Genomic DNA, 18,338 nt, shown 5'->3' on the forward strand with positions numbered 1-18,338 from the left:
GATAATCTTCATGATGCGCCATTCCGCATTGGAAATTTGCATGACCTCTCCTTTCTAAATCTACATTTGTAAACCTTATGATGTTATTCTACTCCTAAGATTTACATTTGTCAACCAAAAGTTTTAAAAAAAACAAATCTTCCTTTGAAGATTTGTCTAGTTGGGCTTTTTTTACTCCCTATTTTTATCTCTATAACGTTTCCTGCAGAGCTTGGGCTAGGATGCGATACCCGGCCACACTTAGATGGAGGCCATCTGTCGTATAGGCTTCTGCTAACTGCCCCACTTCATCCAATAAAGACGAATACACATCGACATAGCTGACCTGGTAGTAGGCTTGGGCCAATTCTTGGTAGGCACGATTGAGGGCTTGGATTTTCTCGTTCGTTCGGATATAAACCGTCCCTTTGTACTGCTCCTGCTCATTCACAGGCAGGACGGACAGCAACTGGATCTGAGCCAGAGGATAGTCACGGGAAATCTCCTGAATAACCGCTTCCAGATTGGCCAGCGTTTCAGCTTGAAGCATCTCCTTGCCAATGTCGTTGGTTCCAATTAGGAGAAAGACCTTATCCAGAGCCTGCCCAAAGAGATGGGCATCCAAATTTTCTAAAAGCAAATCAGTCTTGTAGCCACGAATACCACGATTGACTAAGGTTTTAGGACTTTGCAATAGCTCATGCAGTGGGAAATATTCCACAATCGAATCACCGATAAAAATAATCGCTGGCTCGTTTACCGCAAGCTGATTCAGATCCCGATAATTTTTCTGGATCTTTGCCTGCTCATTTAAAAGCCACTGTTCTAATAGTTGAACTGCCATTTAGACTCCTTTTTCTAAGTATTGCTCAATCACCTGCAAAACACCGGCCTCTGCATTGGCTGGTGCCAAGTGACTGGCAATGCGCTTAATCTTCTCATCCCCATTTTCCATAGCATAGGAGAAATCCGCTAGTTCCAGCATTTCTAAGTCATTTTCGCTGTCGCCAAAAGCCATGATTTCCTTGCTTTTGATTTGCCACCGATCCATGAGCTGACGAAGCCCCCAAGCCTTGTGAAGGCCTTCTTGGATAATGTCAATCGCGCCATAGCCGCTGGTCACAGCACTCAATCTTCCAGCAAATGCTGTATTGATCTGCTGCGTAATCTCTGCCGCTTGCGCTTCATCTACCATAACGCTCATCTTCAGCACTTCTTCAAACGGATGATCTTGCAGATTGGACACAAAATTCATTCGTTTGTAGAAATGAACTGCCATTTCTTCTGTCATAATCTTGCTAATCATCGGAAAATCCGTACCGTCCTGAACAAAGCCACCTTTAGTGGAAGTGACCACCAGATGCACCTCTCGTTCTTGACCCTGAAAATAAGCCAGCGTGTCCGCAATTAAATCAGGCTGCCAGAAAGTGCCCAGCAACATTTCATTCTTTTCAAAGATTCTAGCGCCGTTGGCGACAATCAGGGTCATACGCTCTGTCAAATCGCCCAACAATAAGCGCATTCGTTGGATTTCATTGCCCGTCGCAATGACAAACTTGATGTCCCGCTCTTCCAGCTGGTCTAAAACTGCTGTCAGGCGTGGCAAATCCAGCTCTCCTCGCGGATCCAAAAGGGTGCCGTCCATATCCGTAGCGATCATTTTAATTGGCATCTTTCCACCTCATTTCTATAATCTCAGATATTTATTTTTTACTTTATTCCATAAATATTTGAGATAATCTTTCCCTTTTAGCTTTTCGACTAATGATTTTTCAAAGTTTTTTACTTGGGCATCAACTTGACTTTTAACGCTTTTCCCCGCAATCGCATAGCAACTCTTAGCCGTATGATAACCAGCCAAGCCGCGATTATTCTGAGGGGCTTTGAAAGCTTGCCCGCCATTTCGGATCGCCAGCCTGCGAAACTGGGGATCCCACTTGGCTGGACTTTTGACATCGTAGTAATAATGGGAACTTTTATTGAACAGGGAGGGCTTCTCCCCGTAATTAAAACTAGCTCCATTGACTAGCCCATTTTGGCTGCTCTTTTCTGGATCTAGGATATTGAGAAACTGCCCTTCCCTATCCAGAATAAACTCGGTATGGAAACGATGGAGGATCTTGATATTGGCCTGATAGGGCTGCTGGTCTGGGTAGATTACCTTGTCCTTATCGACAAATGCTTTATTGTGCAACCGCGAAGATTCCCAGAGCTGGCAGTCCAGGTCAGGATGCACCTGAAAATAGGCTAGGAGAGCCTGGCCATCTGTCATCCCCGGCTTACGAAAATGCTCTCTAACCCACTGAGCCTGCTGGCTGGAAATAAGGTAGCGAAATTGGTGCAACTGACCTTTTAACCTTTGATTGCCACTGTCTGCAATAAAGTCTGCTGGAGAAAAAGCCTGCCGAATCGTTTGAGAAAACTGATGCCAAAAGGAAGCATGTGGCGATAAGTCTGGATGTATATGCGAGAGCAATCGAGTAATTTCTGCTGCTTCCCCGCTCAATTCGTCAGGCATATCCATATAGAACATAGCTAGCTCTAACAACTTCTCAGCTTGCTGGGGCTGGACTGCTCGACATTCAAAAGACCATAGCTTCTGAAAGAGCGGACTGCCAAATATAAGGGCCTCCTCAAAAAGACTCTGGCGGTCAGATTCATACGGTAATGACGCCATTTCTGTCAGAAAAACTGTATCAAGAGCAGCTTGAGACCAGCCGAGCGCTTGTAATTCTGTATAGCATTGCTCTATTTCTACTTTCATCACCATCCACATCCATCATATAAAATTTCTTCAGCACCGTTCTGAGCTTCGCTAACAGGCTCATGCAGCCTTCGATAGCTCTCCTATTTACCTCTAAATATGCCAAAAATTCAGCTAAAAGTCAATGTGCAAAGGGACTTTCGGCCTCGAATTGTATTCTTTCAGCATTTTTTGCTATACTAGTCTTAGGAAAACAACGAGGACAAAAGATGACGCCAAATAAAGAAGACTATTTAAAATGTATTTACGAGATTGGCACGCGCCAGGAGAAAATCACCAATAAGGAAATCGCCCAGCACATGCAGGTTTCCCCGCCAGCTGTGACGGAGATGATGAAGAAAATGCTGGCTGAAGAACTCCTAATCAAGGACAAAAAGGCAGGCTATCTGCTAACTGACCTAGGCCTGCAACTGGTCTCTGACCTCTACCGCAAGCACCGATTAATTGAGGTGTTCTTGGTCCAAAAGCTGGGCTACACCACAGACGAAATCCATCAGGAAGCCGAGATTCTAGAACACACCGTTTCTGAACGCTTTGTCGCAGGCTTGGAAAAAATGCTGAATTTCCCAGAGACCTGCCCTCATGGTGGCACAATCCCAGCCAAACACCAGCTGCTGAAAGAAAAATACCATCAAACTCTGGCCTCCGCTCAGGAGCCTGGTAGCTACCTCATCCGCCGTGTCCACGATGACTTTGAGCTTTTGGCCTATCTGGAAAAGCACAATCTAAACATAAACCAAGCAATCCGTTTCCTCCAGTATGACGACTACAGCCAGCTCTATCAACTAGAAGTGGACGGCCGAGCAATCCAAGTTAGCCCTATGATTGCCCAACAGATTTATGTAGAAAAACTATAAACAGGATCCAGTTCAGACTTTTTAGTCTAAACTGGTTTTTTATTGACAAAAATAAAACGTCAGATTATAATAAGTATACTTACAAAATATCCAGAGGAAAAGCTAATGGAAAAATCTCAGTTTAACTCCATCTATAGGGATGAATACAAAAAATCAACCGGTCTGCTCTTTATCCGTGCCTACCACAAGTGGCATGGGCTGATTAAAAACGAACTGAAAACGATCGATTTGACCCATCCCCAATTTGTCGTTCTGACCACTCTTGCTGCACTCCTGCGTCAGCAAGAATGGGTTAGTCAGACCGACATTGCCCGATTTTCTGACATGGATGTCATGACCATATCCCAAATCATCCGCCTCTTGGTCAAGAAAGAATTGATCAGGCGGGAAGTCCATCCCAAGGACAGCCGCGCCAACATCATACTTCTAACAGATATGGGGCTGCAAAAAGTCAACCGAGCTCTTCCTCTGGTAGAAGGCATTGATCAGGCATTCTTTGGAAAATTAGAAAACAAAACGGAAGTATTCAATCAACTTTTAATAGCACTGGAGGCAGAAAATGACTAGATTTTGGATTGGTGTCGTATCAAAAGAACACGTCCTAAGAGGTGTAGAGGGAGGCTTTTGCCAAGTCTGCCATGGAAAGAAAGCACCGCTGAACCGAATGAAAAAAGGAGATTACCTTTTGTACTACAGCCCCAAGTATCAGCTGAATGGTCAGGAAAAGCTGCAGTCCTTTACAGCAGTTGGCAAGATTCTAGATGACACAGCTTATCAAGTAGAGATGTTTGAAGGCTTTGTCCCATTTCGACGAGATGTCAGCTACTACCAGCCAGTCAAAGACTGCCCCATTGAGCAAGTTCGGCAACATCCTCAGTGGCGTCAATACGCTTCTCAGATAAGATACGGACATTTCGAAGTTTCAAAAGAATTTTTTCTCTATATCTTTGAACAGATGAAGGAAGAATAGGAGGCTGGGACATCCCGACCTCCTATTTTTTCGTATCCGATGTCATATGCTCTATAATTGTTTTAGCAGAAATTATGGAGTTTTTTAGGAAAAATCCTATCTACCTGCACTAAAAAGTATAAATTAAATCAATAGAAAGATGTATAGAAAACAACCAAATCACATCACAAACCTCCTAGAAAGACTAAGGCTTTTCTGATCAAAATAATACTCTAGACACTTCCACTTCATCAAGTTTTTTTAAAAGAAAGAAAAGATCCTATTTACCCCCTTGCAAACCTTTTCACTTTTTGCTAGAATGATGTCAAAAAATTAAGAAGGACAAATTATGCCACAAAATCTCTTTAAAGAATTGGCTCAACTGGAGCAAGTGGAAGCTCTGGCTCTCGGAGGCTCACGAGCCGGCCAACATTTTGACCAAGATTCAGACTATGATGTCTATGTCTACCTGAGCGCTCCTCTCGCGCCAGCCATCCGCCAGGAAATCCTCAGCAAGTACTGCTCCTATATGGAAATTGGCAATCAATTTTGGGAACTGGAAGACGACTGCGTCCTCAATAATGGTATCGAGATTGAGCTGATTTACCGCTCGCTGGACGACTTTGACCAAGACCTGCGGACTGTTGTTTTAGAGCACCAAGCCCAGAATTCTTACACTACCTGTATGTGGTACAATCTGGTCCACAGCAAGATTCTCTACGATCGAGACGGTCGCTATGCTGCTCTCCAGACCAAGTACAGCCTGCCCTATCCAGCTGAACTGAAAAAGAATATCATCAGCAAGCAGCTCCTGCTCCTCGATCAAGCGATGCCAGCTTTTTCAAGACAGATCAAAAAAGCTCTCAAGCGCCAAGACCTGCTCAGCATCAATCACCGCAGCAGCGAGTTTTTCGCCTCCTACTTTGATGCCCTCTTTGCCCTCAATGAGCAGCTCCATCCAGGCGAAAAGCGCATGCTCCAGTATGCCAAAGAAAATTGCTCCCGCCTGCCTCAGGATTTTGAAGCCAATATCCAAGACTACTTCCAACATCTCTACCAGTCAGATCAGCAACAGAAAGCGGTCCTAACCTTGGATAGCCTCCTAGACAATCTTAAGCACTTGATTGAAGCATCCATCTAGAATTTCAACAGATAAAAAGCTCATGAAGCCAGTTTTTCAGCTGGTTCATGAGCTTTTTACTATTTTCGTCAAGTAAGTTGAGGCTTATTTGTTAAAGATTGACTGTCTGAAGTCGTCTGTCTCACGAAGATAGGCATTGTAAATCTTCTTCTTGAGCAGGTTGACCCAGCTAGCTTCAACACGATTTGTCGCATTGGTAATGTTGCGCACATCCTCTGCGACCGCTTCGTCCATCAGCTTCTGCATCTCTGCATAAGAGCGAATGGTTACTTGCTTGGTACTGTTTGGATTTCTAAGTTCGTACTCGATGGTGATTGGTTTGAGCTTGGTTAGCTGGTCAATCCGCTCTTGGTACATGGCCTTCTTGAAGGCCGCCCATGAAGCATACTCGCCCTTGAATACATTTTCCAAGACCTTCTGATCTGTCACCAGACCAACGTCTCTCCTGAGCCAGCCATCCCAGGTCGTCTTGCCTTCTGCAGCAGCCTCTTCGGAGAATTTCCCTGAAACATAAGGGACAAAACCTTCATGGTAGCCCTTGGCTGCTAGTAACTCATAGGCTGTGCGACGGAACATGACATCACCCGGCGCCCCATTTGGATTGCTCAAGGCTGAGTAGATTGGCGAGAAGAGGCTGAGACTGAGGTAGCCATTGCGTGGATACTGTCCGCTATCCTTATTCTCCCGGCGGGTGATGACGTCATTGTCAATCAGGGACTCAAAGCTGGTTAGCTGCTTGATTTCCTCAGCAGTAAAACTGCGAGTCTGGTTACCAGCATGGGTTTGCTTACCATATTTATCTGTGATATAGTAATTCTCCATCTTTCTGAACCACTGGAGCTTGGCTGCATCGCTCTGCTTGACCATCGAAGTCCCCTCTAGGTAATCCAGCGTGTAAATCATGTCAAACATGCCATGGACATAGTGCTGCAAATCTGCCGCATTTTGGACACGTTCCTTGAAGTTGTAGGTATGCATCCGTGTCTTAGAATCCTTGTCCGTCTTGAAGAGGGTATTGAGGGTAATGGTAGGCTCATTTGGACTTGGTGTGGACTGCAAGAGACCACGCGCATAGAGCTCAGCCCCCAACCCTTCGCGGCGACCATAACCTTCAAAGTAGATAGAACCATCGGAATTATGCGTCATTTCATGGGTGTAGACAGAGTTCCCATAGTCTTCTAACAAGCGAGCAGCATCAAAGTGGGTGACACTTCCCGTAGCATAGGCATTGTAGCCCTTGCTTGGATACCACTTGCCGGCTGGTCCAAAGAATTCCTGCATAGCTAGTGATTTCTTGTCATTAGCTAGAGCCCAATATCGTTTACCATCCTTGTCAACCAATGAGAACCCATCGTAAACCAGAACAGAACGGAAGAGCTTGTCCTTGCTTTCAGGACTTAAAATCTTATACCAGAAATCATAGTGGTCACGCTGCCATTCAGCTGACTTTCTAACTCGGTCTTCGACATACTCAACCAATTCTGCATCTGTTCGCACCCTGTTATTGGCATCAAGGCGGTAGCGATCATAAGCTCCCATAGAGACGGTGGACATATTGGAGATGACATAGACACCCTTCTCAGTCATGGTCAAGAGTGGCAGGAGCATGCCCTTATGTTCCCAATTATCTGCAGTAATCTTGTCGTAAACGCCGACAGAATACTTGCTCTTGGCCTTAGCTGTATCTTGAAGCTGTCTAGCTTCTGCCACATCGGACTTAGACTCAACGATGTAGGCCTTTGTATTGGTCTTGAGCCATTCGTTATTGGTCTTGTCGGGCAGGAAGAGCTGGCGATAGCTTTCCAGATAGTTGAAAAGGCCGCGCTTACCAGTCGCTTCAGAGAGCGAGTTATCGTAAGCCAGATAATTATTCTTAGCCTTGAGATTTTCAAAACCAGACTGACCGAGTGCAATGATGGTGTCTAGCGTCGAAGCCTTATGATTTCCAAAGAAGTCAAACTTATAGGCCGACAAATCCTTGACATTGGTCTTGTCATAGTTGATATTATACCAACGGTTGAGATAGGTCAGACCAAGTAAGAAAGCTTCTTTATTGGCTGTAATCTTCTGAGCTACATAGTCAGCAACGACATCGCCTTCAGTATTGATGGACTTGTCCATAGCCAGAACCTTGCGCAACTCTTCTGCCAACTTGGTCTTGACTTGCTCAAAGGCTGTATCCAGATAGAGCTCATCCAGAGAAGCATCCGCATTCACTCCTAAAACAGTCCGCATAACTGGTGAGTCCAGGACAACCTTGTTCAACTCTGGCAGCACTTGATTGAGAATCCTGCTATAGTCTGATAGGAAGGCTTCTGGTGTATAAAGGAGGTCTAAGCCATTCACAGTGTATTCTGCGATAGCTTGATGCTTGAAGTCTCCTTTATAGGTCAGATTTAAATAATCAACCGTCTTATCCTCAAAGTGCAGCATCAGGCGGTTAATGCCAGTCTTGTTGCTATGGATATCGGTGATCATCTGGTCGCCCTTCATCGGAACCACATCCAGCAAGTACTCAGTATTGAGCTTGTGATTAGCTGGAAGTTTATTTCCGTAGGCAACGATGGTTTCCTTATTGTAGAATGGCAGGAGTTTTTCCATGTTAGCATAAGCTATCAGACGGTCTTCACGAGCATTCTTTTCCTTGCTGTAGTCAACAGTATGGAGATTGAGATTGCTATCTTCTAGCGTGGTCCTAATATCTAGGCTCGCCAGCTTCTCTTCTGCCTCGTCCAAGCTTAGAGTAGACGTGACAAACTGATCATTTCCTAAAGTTTCGTTTCCTTCAACGGCATTGGCTTCTCTGATGCGATCATTCTTGTAATCTTGGTCGCCAGAAATGCTGTAAACATTTGTACCGCTGACATTGCTGATAACATTATCAATCAAGCCATTGAAGTAATTGGAACCAACTACTCCGCCGATTTGACCATTCTTGGTGGAATTTTGGATCTTTCCAGTCACATAAGAACGGCTGATACGGGCATTGTCTTCCAAGCGACCGACCAAACCGCCGAAGCGCTGTTCGTTTGTTCGAGCACCTGCCAGAATGGTCACATCTGCTCTGCTCTGACTGAGCAAGGAATTTCCTCCCTTGAGGTTGGCAACCAAACCACCGACATTATAGGCCTTATACTGCTTGTCATTGGTCTGGATAGTTCCAGTAAAGGAGCTGTTGGTGATTTGGCTATTGCTTGCAACAACGACCAAACCAGCTACTTGCGAAGCATTGCCCACTACTGACACCCTACCTTGGGCAGAAACATCTGTGATTTGCGCATTATCTGCACTGCGAGCCAATGCAGCAGAGTCATAGGTGCCGACAATATTGACCTCTTTCAGGTCCAGATTAGAAATAGAGGAACCACTCTTGAGGTTTTCAAACAAAGGCTTGGCTAGATTATAAATGGCATACTGCTTGCCATTATGGTTACCTGTCAGACTGCCTGTGAAGTTTCCTCGGAGATAGACATAATCCGCAGGAGCCAGACTGACCTCGCTCGCATCCAAATCGGCTCCTAGAACATAGTTGCCAGCCATATTTTGCTTCATGGCGTCTACCAAACCAGCAAAGCTCGTGTAGACATTTTGCTGACTAGGCACTGCCCTGCTGATATAGAAGTCATAGCCAGACTTGTAGCCTGTGTCACCCTCTTGTACCAGCTCAGGCAGAGAAACTCTTACCTTATAGACAGCCTTGCCCTCCTTCTGGCCTTCTGCCATGCTGTGAACCGGAAGGAGCATGTCCTTGGATTCACTTGATTTGACTTTGACAAAGTAGTTAGACAGGTCCGTAGGTATAGCGCTCATGGAAACGACACGCTTGAACTGGTCCTTTTCTTTTCTGTAAAACTCAGCCGAATCAATATCGCGGAAGGCAATCTTCTTGTATTGCAGCTCAAAGTTGCGGCTATCTTTTTCAAGGTCAGTCATGCTGCCCGTATCCAGCTCATAAGTCAACTTAGTTTTCAGGGTATAGCCTGTGTAGTAGTCCAAGTCATCGATTTTCAGACTTCCTGCCATATTGTCAATCGGAAGCGAGCGGACAAGCTGGTCTCCCTTGTACAATTCAGCTGTCGCTGAGCGTAAGGATTTTGTCTTGTCTTCCAAGCTATATTGAACCGTGACCGACTTGTCCTCTGGATTTTCTATCAGACTTAAGATCGAAACTGTCGGCTTGACCTTAGGCACACCATTTAGAGCCGTCTTGCTTGCTGTCAGGCTGGCAAAAGCTTGATTGACCTGCACTTGTGTAGCGGTTTGATTCTTCAGAACTCCTTCTGCCTTGGCCAATTCGTTTGTATAGGCTGCTTTCTTATCTGCATCCGCATTCTTATATTGGACGGTCGTCTGCACAGTTCTGCCCAAAGCATGTTCATTCCGCAAACGAGTTTTGTCCACTTCAAGCCCCTGTAACTGAGTCTTGGATTGATTGATTTGAGCCACCAGCTGGTTGACTTCTGCTTGGCTGGCTTGTGACTGATTGAGAAGCGCTTGACCGGCCACCAAAGCAGTATCATAGGCTTCTTGGTGACTTTGACTATCATTGAAATAACGAGCCTGAGCCTTGATTTGCTCTGCTTCTGTCAGTAGATTGTGAAGCGAAATCAAATCGAACTCTTTCAAGGCTTCCACTTGCGGGGCATCACTTGGTAGCCTATGCGGTTTCATTGTGCCGACTTTGACAAGCTGAGCAACTGCTGCCCGCGTTTGCTCATTCGAAAGTTCCTGACGGTCAATTTCCTGGCCGTTGGAAGTATAGACACGAGTCTTGATTGTCCGTTTGCCTGGCACACCTGGAATAGCGATTTGACGAGCGCCTTGCACAAGATCATCCGTCTCTTCCTCTCGCGTGGTGAAGTCAATTTTCTCTACTCGCGTTTCATCCGTATGGGTCAGCGGATACTCTGGGAGGGCAGATGCTTGCGGAGCAGTGCTCGGTACCATATGTGGCTTGGCCGTGCCAATTTTGACAACTTGTGTGACTGGAGCTAGCGTTTCCTCATTGGACAGCTCTTGACGGGCAATCTCTTGGCCGTTGGAAGTATAGATACGAGTCTTGATCGTACGTTCACCCTGAACACCTGGAGTGACGATGTGGCGGGCACCTTGTACAAGCTCATCTGTTTCTTCTTCACGTGTGGTAAAGTCAATTTTCTCTACTCGCGTTTCATCCCTATAAGTAAGCGGATATTCTGGTAGGGCAGATGTTTGCGGAGCAGTGCTCGGTACCATATGTGGCTTGGCCGTGCCAACTTTGACAACTTGCGTAACTGGGACTAGCGTTTCCTCATTGGACAGTTCTTGGCGGGCAATCTCTTGACCATTGGAAGTATAAACTCGAGTCTTGATGGTCCGTTCGCCTTGCACTCCTGGAGTGACGATGTGGCGAGCACCTTGAACAAGTTCATCCGTTTCTTCCTCTCGCATGGTGAAGTCGATTTTCTCTACTCGCGTTTCATCCCTATAAGTAAGCGGATATTCTGGTAGGGCAGATGCTTGCGGAGCAGTACTCGGTACCATATGTGGCTTGGCGGTGCCAATTTTGACAACTTGTGTGACTGGGGCTAGCGTCTCCTCGTTGGACAACTCTTGGCGGGCAAGTTCTTGACCATTGGAAGTATAAACTCTAGTCTTGATGGTACGTTCGCCCTGCACACCTGGAGTAACGATGCGGCGAGCGCCCTGAGGTAACTCATCAGTATATTGTTCCTCGATGTTAAAAGCAATCTTCTCCACCCGAGTTTCATCCTTTGTAACCAACTCTAACTCGAGAACTTCATGCACAGGAGCGATATCTGGAACCGTGCCATAACTAGTAAGCTCGGGAACTTCATGAACGGGAGCACTAGCAGGAACTGTGCCATAATTAGTGAGCTCGGGAACCTCATGAACCGGAGCGCTAGCGGGGACCGTGCCATAGGCAGACAACTCGGGTTTCTCGTGCACGGGAGCATTAGCGGGAACCGTGCCATAATTAGTGAGTTCGGGAACTTCGTGCACAGGAGCGCTAGCGGGAACCGTGCCATATCCAGGCAACTCGGGTACCTCATGAACCGGAGCATTAGCGGGAACCGTGCCATAACTAGTGAGTTCGGGTTTCTCATGTACGGGAGCAGTATCTGGGACCGTGCCATAGGCAGTTAACTCGGGTACCTCGTGCACCGGAGTGCTATCTGGAACTGTACCATAATCAGTTAACTCGGGTACCTCGTGCACCGGAGCACTAGCAGGGGCTGTACCATAGTCAGTTAACTCGGGTACCTCGTGCACCGGAGTGCTATCTGGAACTGTACCATAATCAGTGAGCTCGGGTTTCTCGTGCACGGGAGCATTAGCGGGAACGGTGCCATAACTAGTGAGTTCGGGAACTTCGTGTATAGGAGCACTAGCGGGAACGGTGCCATAATTAGTGAGCTCGGGAACTTCGTGCACGGGAGCAGTATCTGGGACTGTGCCGTAGTCAGACAACTCGGGTTTCTCGTGCACGAGAGCGATATCTGGAACGGTGCCATAGCTAGTTAACTCAGGAACTTCGTGCACGGGAGCGCTGTCTGGAACGGTGCCATAATCAGTGAGCTCGGGTTTCTCGTGCACCGGAGCGCTATTTGGAACGGTGCCATAACTAGTAAGCTCAGGGACTTCATGCACGGGAGCAGTATCTGGGACTATGCCATAATCAGTTAACTCAGGCTTCTCATGCACGGGAGCGGTATCGGGAACGGTGCCATAACTAGTAAGCTCAGGAACTTCGTGTACAGGAGTGCTATCCGGAACCGTGCCATAGCCAGGCAACTCGGGGACCTCATGAACCGGAGCGCTATCTGGAACAGTGCCATAATCAGTTAACTCAGGAACTTCATGCACGGGAGCAGTATCGGGAACGGTGCCATAACTAGCGAGCTCGGGAACCTCTTGCACAGTAGCGGTATCGGGTACCGTACCATGACCAGTTAACTCAGGCTTCTCGTGCACAGGAGCGGTATCGGGAACTGTACCATACTCCGTTAACTCGGGGACTTCATGCACGGGAGCAGTATCGGGAACGGTGCCATAACTAGTGAGCTCGGGTTTCTCGTGCACAGGAGCACTAGCGGGAGCGGTACCATACGAAGTTAACTCTGGGACTTCATGCACGGGAGCGCTAGCTGGGACCGTGCCATAGTTAGACAACTCGGGTTTCTCGTGCACAGGAGCGCTAGCTGGAACGGTGCCATAACTAGTGAGCTCGGGAACTTCATGAATTGGAGCTTCTTTAGGAACAGCCTTATCTGCTGCAGTCCCGACTAAAACAACTTCTGAAACAGGCTCAGTGGTTACTTGATCGGAAATCTGCTTGCTCTCTACGATTTTTCCTTCAACACTATAGTAACGTGTTACGATCTTGCGAATCCCTGGAATGCCCGCGCGGATCACTCGGGATTGTCCTTCGGCTAAGTCATCTGAATACTGATACTCCGTTTTATAGGGAATTTCTTGGGTCTGGGTCGCTGCTTGACTTGTAAATTGCAGTTCTGGTCGCTCATGAACTGGCGTTTGACGAGCAAATTGTCCTTCTTTAGCAGCAATTTCCTCCCTTTCCTTCTGGGAGAGATGGTCTCCGCCAGCAGGCTGCGCCTCTTTCGGAGCTTCAGTATGCTTAGGGAGACCTGCTAAATCTTTCAACTGCTGATCAGGCTGACTCGCTGGAGTTTCCTTTTGCGGAGCTGGAAGCTGAGAATTTCCAGTTTGAGCTAGTTGATGCTGCGCTTCTTTTTTAAGGTAACCAATATACTGGTAGCCAGCAATTTTCAATGGTTCTGGCAACTGATCGCCAACGGCCAACGTCAAACTTTGATTATAGGCAGCCAAATCCATACTGCTGACTGCCAAAACAGAAGCTGGCAGAAGCACAGAACCCAAGCCTGTCACAAGCAAAATAGAAGACAGGTATCTCTTGCCATTTTTCCCTCGCGCCAGCACTAAAACAACCAAGGCCAGTCCTGTAGCTGCAAAATTCGCTCCCAAAAGACCTGACTCGCCTGTCTTAGGGAGCTTTCCTAACAAGCTTTCCTGACTTGTCGGACGGTAAACCAAATAATAAGCGTCCGAATTTTCTTCCGCAAATTTGGGTAGTTCCTTCACGATAGCAGCTTTTTCAGCCTCAGTCAGATCGCTCTCCACCACATAGTGATACTGAACGAGGGTAGACTGATTGGCAGACACTTCCGCTGCCTTAACAGAGCTGACAGCTCCTCCCATTGTGGTACACAAAAAGAAGCTTCCGATAGTAGCGGAAACTAGACCTACAGACAGCTTTCTAAAAGAATAGCGCTGGTATATGTCACCAGTGACTCTTTTTTTCATAAAATTCCCTTTTCTTCATATAATAAACTAATAAAAATTTTACTGAATTTTACTCAAAATTGCAATCCCTTAGCCTTATAAAATACTTTTCTTTCAGCTGTCGACAAGGAGAGGAAGGCTTTTATTTTTAGCGAAAACAAAAAGCAGATTCCCTGTGTGAGAACCTACTGTTTATAGATCATCTAAGCCCCAAATCCAACTCAAAGAGGCCATACTCATGCTTGTACCCTTGCAACTCTGCTGCATAGTGGCGAGTGACGGTTTTTTGGTGAATCAAGGCGCCGATAGCCGAGGCTTGCCGCTTCTGCGCTTCTTTAAAAATCGGATAGGCCAAGGCAGAGCCCAAGCCCAAGAATTCTTCATCCACTCCCAGATACATAATCGTATAACGTTTGGCAAAGCGCTTGGTCCAGAAAAGCTTGGCTAGGTTGAGAGGAGTCAGTTTTTGATAAACCAGAGAGCCGTAGTCCGGCATAGCAATCAGAAAACCCGCTAGCCTGCCCTCCTTATAGGCTAGCTTAACCATGGAAAAATCAAGAATATACTGATATTTTTGAAAAATCTGACTGAACTGCTGACTGGAAATAGACCGATAAATCGGAAAATCTTGATAGAGGCGATTGAGGAGCTCAAAAACCTGCAGCGAAGCTTGATCCCAGTCCTTCTTTTTGGGAGAGCAAATAGTGAATCCCGCTTCTTCAAAAGACTCAAAGCGATGAGCTAGTTTGTCCTGATGAGTTTGATTGCTGACCTTGGGATAAAAATTGGACAGATAGCGCTCCTTGACCTCAAAACCAGCAGACTGCCATAGCTGAGGATAATAGTCTGGATTATGAGGTTCACCAGTAAAAGGGACCTCCTCTGTTCCAGTCAGCTGCATTCGATAGCCCAGCCAAAAGCTTGCCTGTACGGGACCGATTATCTTGCTGGCTCCGAGACTGCGAGCAAAGCCTGCTAAATGTTCGATAAAAGCAGATGCAATCTGTTGATCATTGATCGACTCGAAAAATCCCAAGTAAGCAGCCTCATCATCTGGATAGAAGGTCAGAAGACCGCGAATACAAGGCTGACTGTCCACATAGCCAATAAAAGCATAGGTTTCTAGGTCAGAACTCAGCGGGTGATTGCCCTCAATCAAAGCTAATTCTTCCTCTTCCGACTGCATGAGGTGCTCTGGCCGATAAATCTTCTTGGGCAGGGCCAGAAAATCGTCCAGCTCTGCAGTATTGGGTTTGACTGGTTTAATTTCCAGCATGGTCTTCCTCCTTGATCAGTCGAATCTTGCCAGTAAGGCCATCCATCTCAATCCAGTCGCCATTTTGCAAGTGACTGCAGGCGCCTCTAACATTGACAATAGAGGGAATCCCCAACTCGCGGGAAATAATAGCCGTGTGGGAGAGCAAGGACCCCTGCTCGGCAATGACACCCTTGGCTTGGGTCAGAAGATAGACCCAGCCCGGATCGGTCATCTTGGTCACGATAATCCGGTCCTGAGCAGACTCAATCTCCTGCACATCTTCCACGACCAAAACCTGAGCCCTGACGCGTCCTGATGAGCAGCCAATTCCCTGTAGAGATTGAACACCTGTATTATGAGTACTAGTGTGATTCTGCGGTTTCAGGTATTTCTCAAAGACCTGGCCAGCAAAAACATAGCGACTAAAGCTTGGCAGCTCCTTATCCGCCTCCATCTTTTCTCGACGATCAGCTATCAAGCCGCTAACATCTCTGGGCGTTCTGGTCAGCTCAAACAATTCTTCCTTTGTCAGGTAAAAAACATCGTCAGGCGTAGCCAGCTGCCCTTGCTCGGCTAATTGCTGCCCCAGAGTTCGGAAAATCTGCCGCATCATTCCATAGATCCGTGTGCGGTTTAAACGGGAGCTTTCCCGATATTTAACACCAGTCATGGCTCGCTTGCGAAGAAAATTCGTCCACCAGCCTGATTTTTGCACCTCTTCTCCAAGTTTCTGAGGTGCCAACTTCTTCTCCTCTTGCTGGCACATTTGCAACAGGAGCTTGAGCAAACGCTCTGGGTGCGTTCGGAAGGTTGGAGTTTCTAACTTCAACTCTTCCGGAGCCCGGTCACCAAATTCATGGATAAAATGGACTATTTCTTGGACCAAAGGGTGCTGGCGACTTAGAAAGACTGCTGGACTTTCACTTGCCATAGCCTGTCTAATCTCTGCATTTTCTTCTGCTTTCAGCTGAGCTGTTAAAGCCTGCAGAGCCAAAGCCGGCCTCATACTTTCAATCTGCTCAATTCCTGCAATCTCAGCCTGAACAGCCCCGCCGCGGCGCGACTTCTTCAGGAGTCCAGTATAGACAAAAGCATAGAGGTCATTGACCAGCGTAATGTCCCAGTGAGCCAAAATATCCTCTTTTAGCTTGCTGACCAAGGCAATCAAGGTCTCTGCATCTGCTTCGGGAGAAAAGCTCGCTTCGTATTCGCGCTGAATCTGAGCAAACTGCTCTTCCAATTGCCGCATTTGCTTGGGTGCCGTCCAAAACTCTCGAATAATGCGGAGCATGATTTGCAGACGCTTAAAGGCAGACAGGTGTACCGGCATCTGAGGCACCTCTGTCTCTCGCACTCCCAGCATATCCTGCCAGATAGGAATGATTTTCTTTGAAAAAGGCAGAAGCTGCAACAGCTGATACCAGCTCTGAATCTGGTAATAGACTCGGCTATTGACCGGCTGCAGCATATTTTGAAAAGTGGCTTCATAGGCAGCCAACTCAGGGGCATCCTTGCCAACCAAGCGCTGGGCCAGACTGCGAAAAATGCTGGCATAAGCCTCTTGAATAAAGCTAATGGTCAGAGGACTGGAAACGCCCGGATAACTCTCGACAATGTTGCTGTTATCCAGAATAATCTGCGGTCCCTCTGGCAAGGTGGTAATAGGTCGTGCCTGCAAGAGATAGGGCTGGCCATTTGCGAAGGTGAACTCCATATCCATATAAGGTCCGAAAAGCCGACTCACCTGACTAGCCAAGGATTGTAAGTCCTCGAGTTGTTCCTGTGATAAGTCTGGTGAATCCTCCGTCTGCTCTGTATAAAAGAGCTGGTCCTTGGGATGAAGGGTCACCATGGTTGTAGGAATTTTATCCTCAACAACCTTATTGCCCAAGCCCCGACCGATGACAATGATGTGCTCGTTCAGAATGCCCTTGGGATTAGCTGTGAAGTAAATCCCAGACAAGTCTCCCTCCTGCATATCCTGAACAAGGCAAATCATCTGTGCCTGCTTCAACGATAGCCCCTGCTCAAACAGATAACTAAGAGCTGACTCCTGATAAAGAGAAAGTAAGGTCGCTTGGATGGCTTCTTTAAGTCCCTCTGGCTTCACATTGAGCTGACTCTCAAACTGACCGGCAAAGGATGAATCCTTCCCATCCTCAATGGTAGCTGATGAGCGGACTGCAAAGCAACAGTCTGTCTGAGAAAACTCTTGATGAATCCAGTTTTCTGCTGCCGTCAGATCTTCTTGACTAAACTGCTCTCTGGCCCAGTCCTGCAGCTGCTGGCTGAGCTGGGACAAGTCCAACTCTCCAGACCGATAGGCTGCTTCCATCCGCTCCAAGTCAACAGAGCTTGCAGATGTTTGAAAAAAGTCAAAAGCAAACACAGCAAAGTCAGGAACCGGCAAACCAGCAGCCTGCATTTTCAGCAAATGATAGGCCTTGCCTCCAACCTGGTCAAGCCCTGTCTGCTTGATTCTTTTCATTAAAGTACCCCCATCAAGAGATAAACAGCAACGGACAGAACCATGGTCGTCTCCGTGATATAAGTATAACGCTCCACCCGCTCCCGGATATTAAAGCGAGTCGGATCCTTGATAAACTGCTCAAACTGGACGGTCATCCAGATGACATTCAGCACCAAGACTATCACTCCGACATGGGAAATATTCCAGAGGAGGACAAAATTGGTCAAGATATCCAGCAGAGTCACCACCTCGATAAAGCGAGTGGCTTTTTTGTAGCCAAAAAGCTTAGAATAGGTCACATACTCTGTCTCGTCTTTTGGTGCCCGAATCTTGCGGCAGACTTCCCAGATCAGACTTGGGAAATACATAGTAAAGGCCAGCAAGACGGTCGGCAGGGACAAGAGAGGCAGATTGTACTTGTAGCAGACGAAAGAAATCGTATAGAGATTCAAAATCATCATGACCGGATTATGGGTTACTAGAGCCAGCGGCAAGGAATTTTGAATTTTGTCTCGCTTAAAGAACCAGAAAGACATGAGGGTTCCGTAGATATAGAGAAAGAGGAACCAGCCGATATTGTTCATAAAGAGGATAT

At 46.9% G+C, this 18,338-nt stretch carries 11 protein-coding genes; 4 read left to right on the forward strand and 7 right to left on the reverse strand.

Annotated features, from left to right (window positions below):
• Positions 1 to 190 precede the first annotated feature (190 nt).
• The 3 genes from RWS39_RS07980 to RWS39_RS07990 are packed head-to-tail and all read right to left on the reverse strand — an operon-like array spanning position 191 to position 2,749.
• A complete protein-coding gene (locus tag RWS39_RS07980; protein WP_314482262.1) occupies positions 191 to 823 on the reverse strand; it encodes an SGNH/GDSL hydrolase family protein in 633 nt (210 codons plus the stop codon).
• A complete protein-coding gene (locus tag RWS39_RS07985; protein WP_314482265.1) occupies positions 824 to 1,651 on the reverse strand; it encodes a Cof-type HAD-IIB family hydrolase in 828 nt (275 codons plus the stop codon).
• Between the two features lie 15 nt (positions 1,652 to 1,666).
• A complete protein-coding gene (locus RWS39_RS07990; protein WP_390896056.1) occupies positions 1,667 to 2,749 on the reverse strand; it encodes a DUF3114 domain-containing protein in 1,083 nt (360 codons plus the stop codon).
• Positions 2,750 to 2,952: 203 nt separating this feature from the next.
• Between RWS39_RS07990 and RWS39_RS07995 the strand changes: the two genes are divergently transcribed.
• From RWS39_RS07995 to RWS39_RS08010, 4 genes are all read left to right on the forward strand, one after another.
• Positions 2,953 to 3,600 carry a metal-dependent transcriptional regulator gene (locus RWS39_RS07995; protein WP_314482270.1) on the forward strand — a complete coding sequence of 216 codons (648 nt, stop codon included), beginning with the start codon at positions 2,953 to 2,955 and terminating at the stop codon, positions 3,598 to 3,600.
• A 105-nt stretch (positions 3,601 to 3,705) separates the two neighbouring features.
• Positions 3,706 to 4,167: a MarR family winged helix-turn-helix transcriptional regulator gene (locus RWS39_RS08000; protein ID WP_314482274.1), complete on the forward strand. Its 462-nt coding sequence runs from the start codon at positions 3,706 to 3,708 to the stop codon at positions 4,165 to 4,167.
• Entirely contained in the window at positions 4,160 to 4,570 is a 411-nt protein-coding gene (locus RWS39_RS08005) for an EVE domain-containing protein (RefSeq protein WP_314482277.1), read from the forward strand. Before RWS39_RS08000 ends, RWS39_RS08005 begins: the two co-directional genes overlap by 8 nt.
• Positions 4,571 to 4,898: 328 nt before the next feature.
• Positions 4,899 to 5,690, forward strand: a complete 792-nt coding sequence (locus RWS39_RS08010; protein ID WP_314482280.1) for a nucleotidyltransferase domain-containing protein — start codon at positions 4,899 to 4,901, stop codon at positions 5,688 to 5,690.
• A gap of 84 nt (positions 5,691 to 5,774) precedes the next feature.
• Here RWS39_RS08010 and RWS39_RS08015 read toward each other — a convergent pair whose 3' ends face one another.
• From RWS39_RS08015 to RWS39_RS08030, 4 genes are all read right to left on the reverse strand, one after another.
• A complete protein-coding gene (locus RWS39_RS08015; RefSeq protein WP_314482283.1) occupies positions 5,775 to 14,036 on the reverse strand; it encodes an SIALI-17 repeat-containing surface protein in 8,262 nt (2,753 codons plus the stop codon).
• A gap of 178 nt (positions 14,037 to 14,214) precedes the next feature.
• Positions 14,215 to 15,291, reverse strand: coding sequence for a hypothetical protein (locus RWS39_RS08020; protein ID WP_314482286.1), 1,077 nt, complete (start codon positions 15,289 to 15,291; stop codon positions 14,215 to 14,217).
• On the reverse strand, positions 15,278 to 17,761 hold the full coding sequence (locus tag RWS39_RS08025) for a phosphoenolpyruvate synthase (RefSeq protein ID WP_314482288.1): 2,484 nt from the start codon (positions 17,759 to 17,761) through the stop codon (positions 15,278 to 15,280). The genes RWS39_RS08020 and RWS39_RS08025 overlap by 14 nt, the downstream gene beginning before the upstream one ends.
• The coding region (locus RWS39_RS08030; protein WP_462982792.1) for a UbiA prenyltransferase family protein at positions 17,761 to 18,338 on the reverse strand (578 nt) is incomplete at its 5' end. The genes RWS39_RS08030 and RWS39_RS08025, both read right to left, overlap by 1 nt.

Origin of the sequence: Streptococcus cristatus (genome assembly GCF_963529205.1) — a bacterium.
Lineage (GTDB): Bacteria > Bacillota > Bacilli > Lactobacillales > Streptococcaceae > Streptococcus > Streptococcus cristatus_O.

Bases quoted from the DNA above. Each gene is read 5' to 3' on its own strand.
- RWS39_RS07995 (WP_314482270.1), top strand. From the start codon at position 2,953: ATGACGCCAAATAAAGAAGACTATTTAAAATGTATTTACGAGATTGGC.
- RWS39_RS08020 (WP_314482286.1), bottom strand. From the start codon at position 15,291: ATGCTGGAAATTAAACCAGTCAAACCCAATACTGCAGAGCTGGACGAT.
- RWS39_RS07990 (WP_390896056.1), bottom strand. From the start codon at position 2,749: ATGGTGATGAAAGTAGAAATAGAGCAATGCTATACAGAATTACAAGCG.
- RWS39_RS08005 (WP_314482277.1), top strand. From the start codon at position 4,160: ATGACTAGATTTTGGATTGGTGTCGTATCAAAAGAACACGTCCTAAGA.
- RWS39_RS08025 (WP_314482288.1), bottom strand. From the start codon at position 17,761: ATGAAAAGAATCAAGCAGACAGGGCTTGACCAGGTTGGAGGCAAGGCC.
- RWS39_RS07980 (WP_314482262.1), bottom strand. From the start codon at position 823: ATGGCAGTTCAACTATTAGAACAGTGGCTTTTAAATGAGCAGGCAAAG.
- RWS39_RS08010 (WP_314482280.1), top strand. From the start codon at position 4,899: ATGCCACAAAATCTCTTTAAAGAATTGGCTCAACTGGAGCAAGTGGAA.
- RWS39_RS08015 (WP_314482283.1), bottom strand. From the start codon at position 14,036: ATGAAAAAAAGAGTCACTGGTGACATATACCAGCGCTATTCTTTTAGA.
- RWS39_RS07985 (WP_314482265.1), bottom strand. From the start codon at position 1,651: ATGCCAATTAAAATGATCGCTACGGATATGGACGGCACCCTTTTGGAT.
- RWS39_RS08000 (WP_314482274.1), top strand. From the start codon at position 3,706: ATGGAAAAATCTCAGTTTAACTCCATCTATAGGGATGAATACAAAAAA.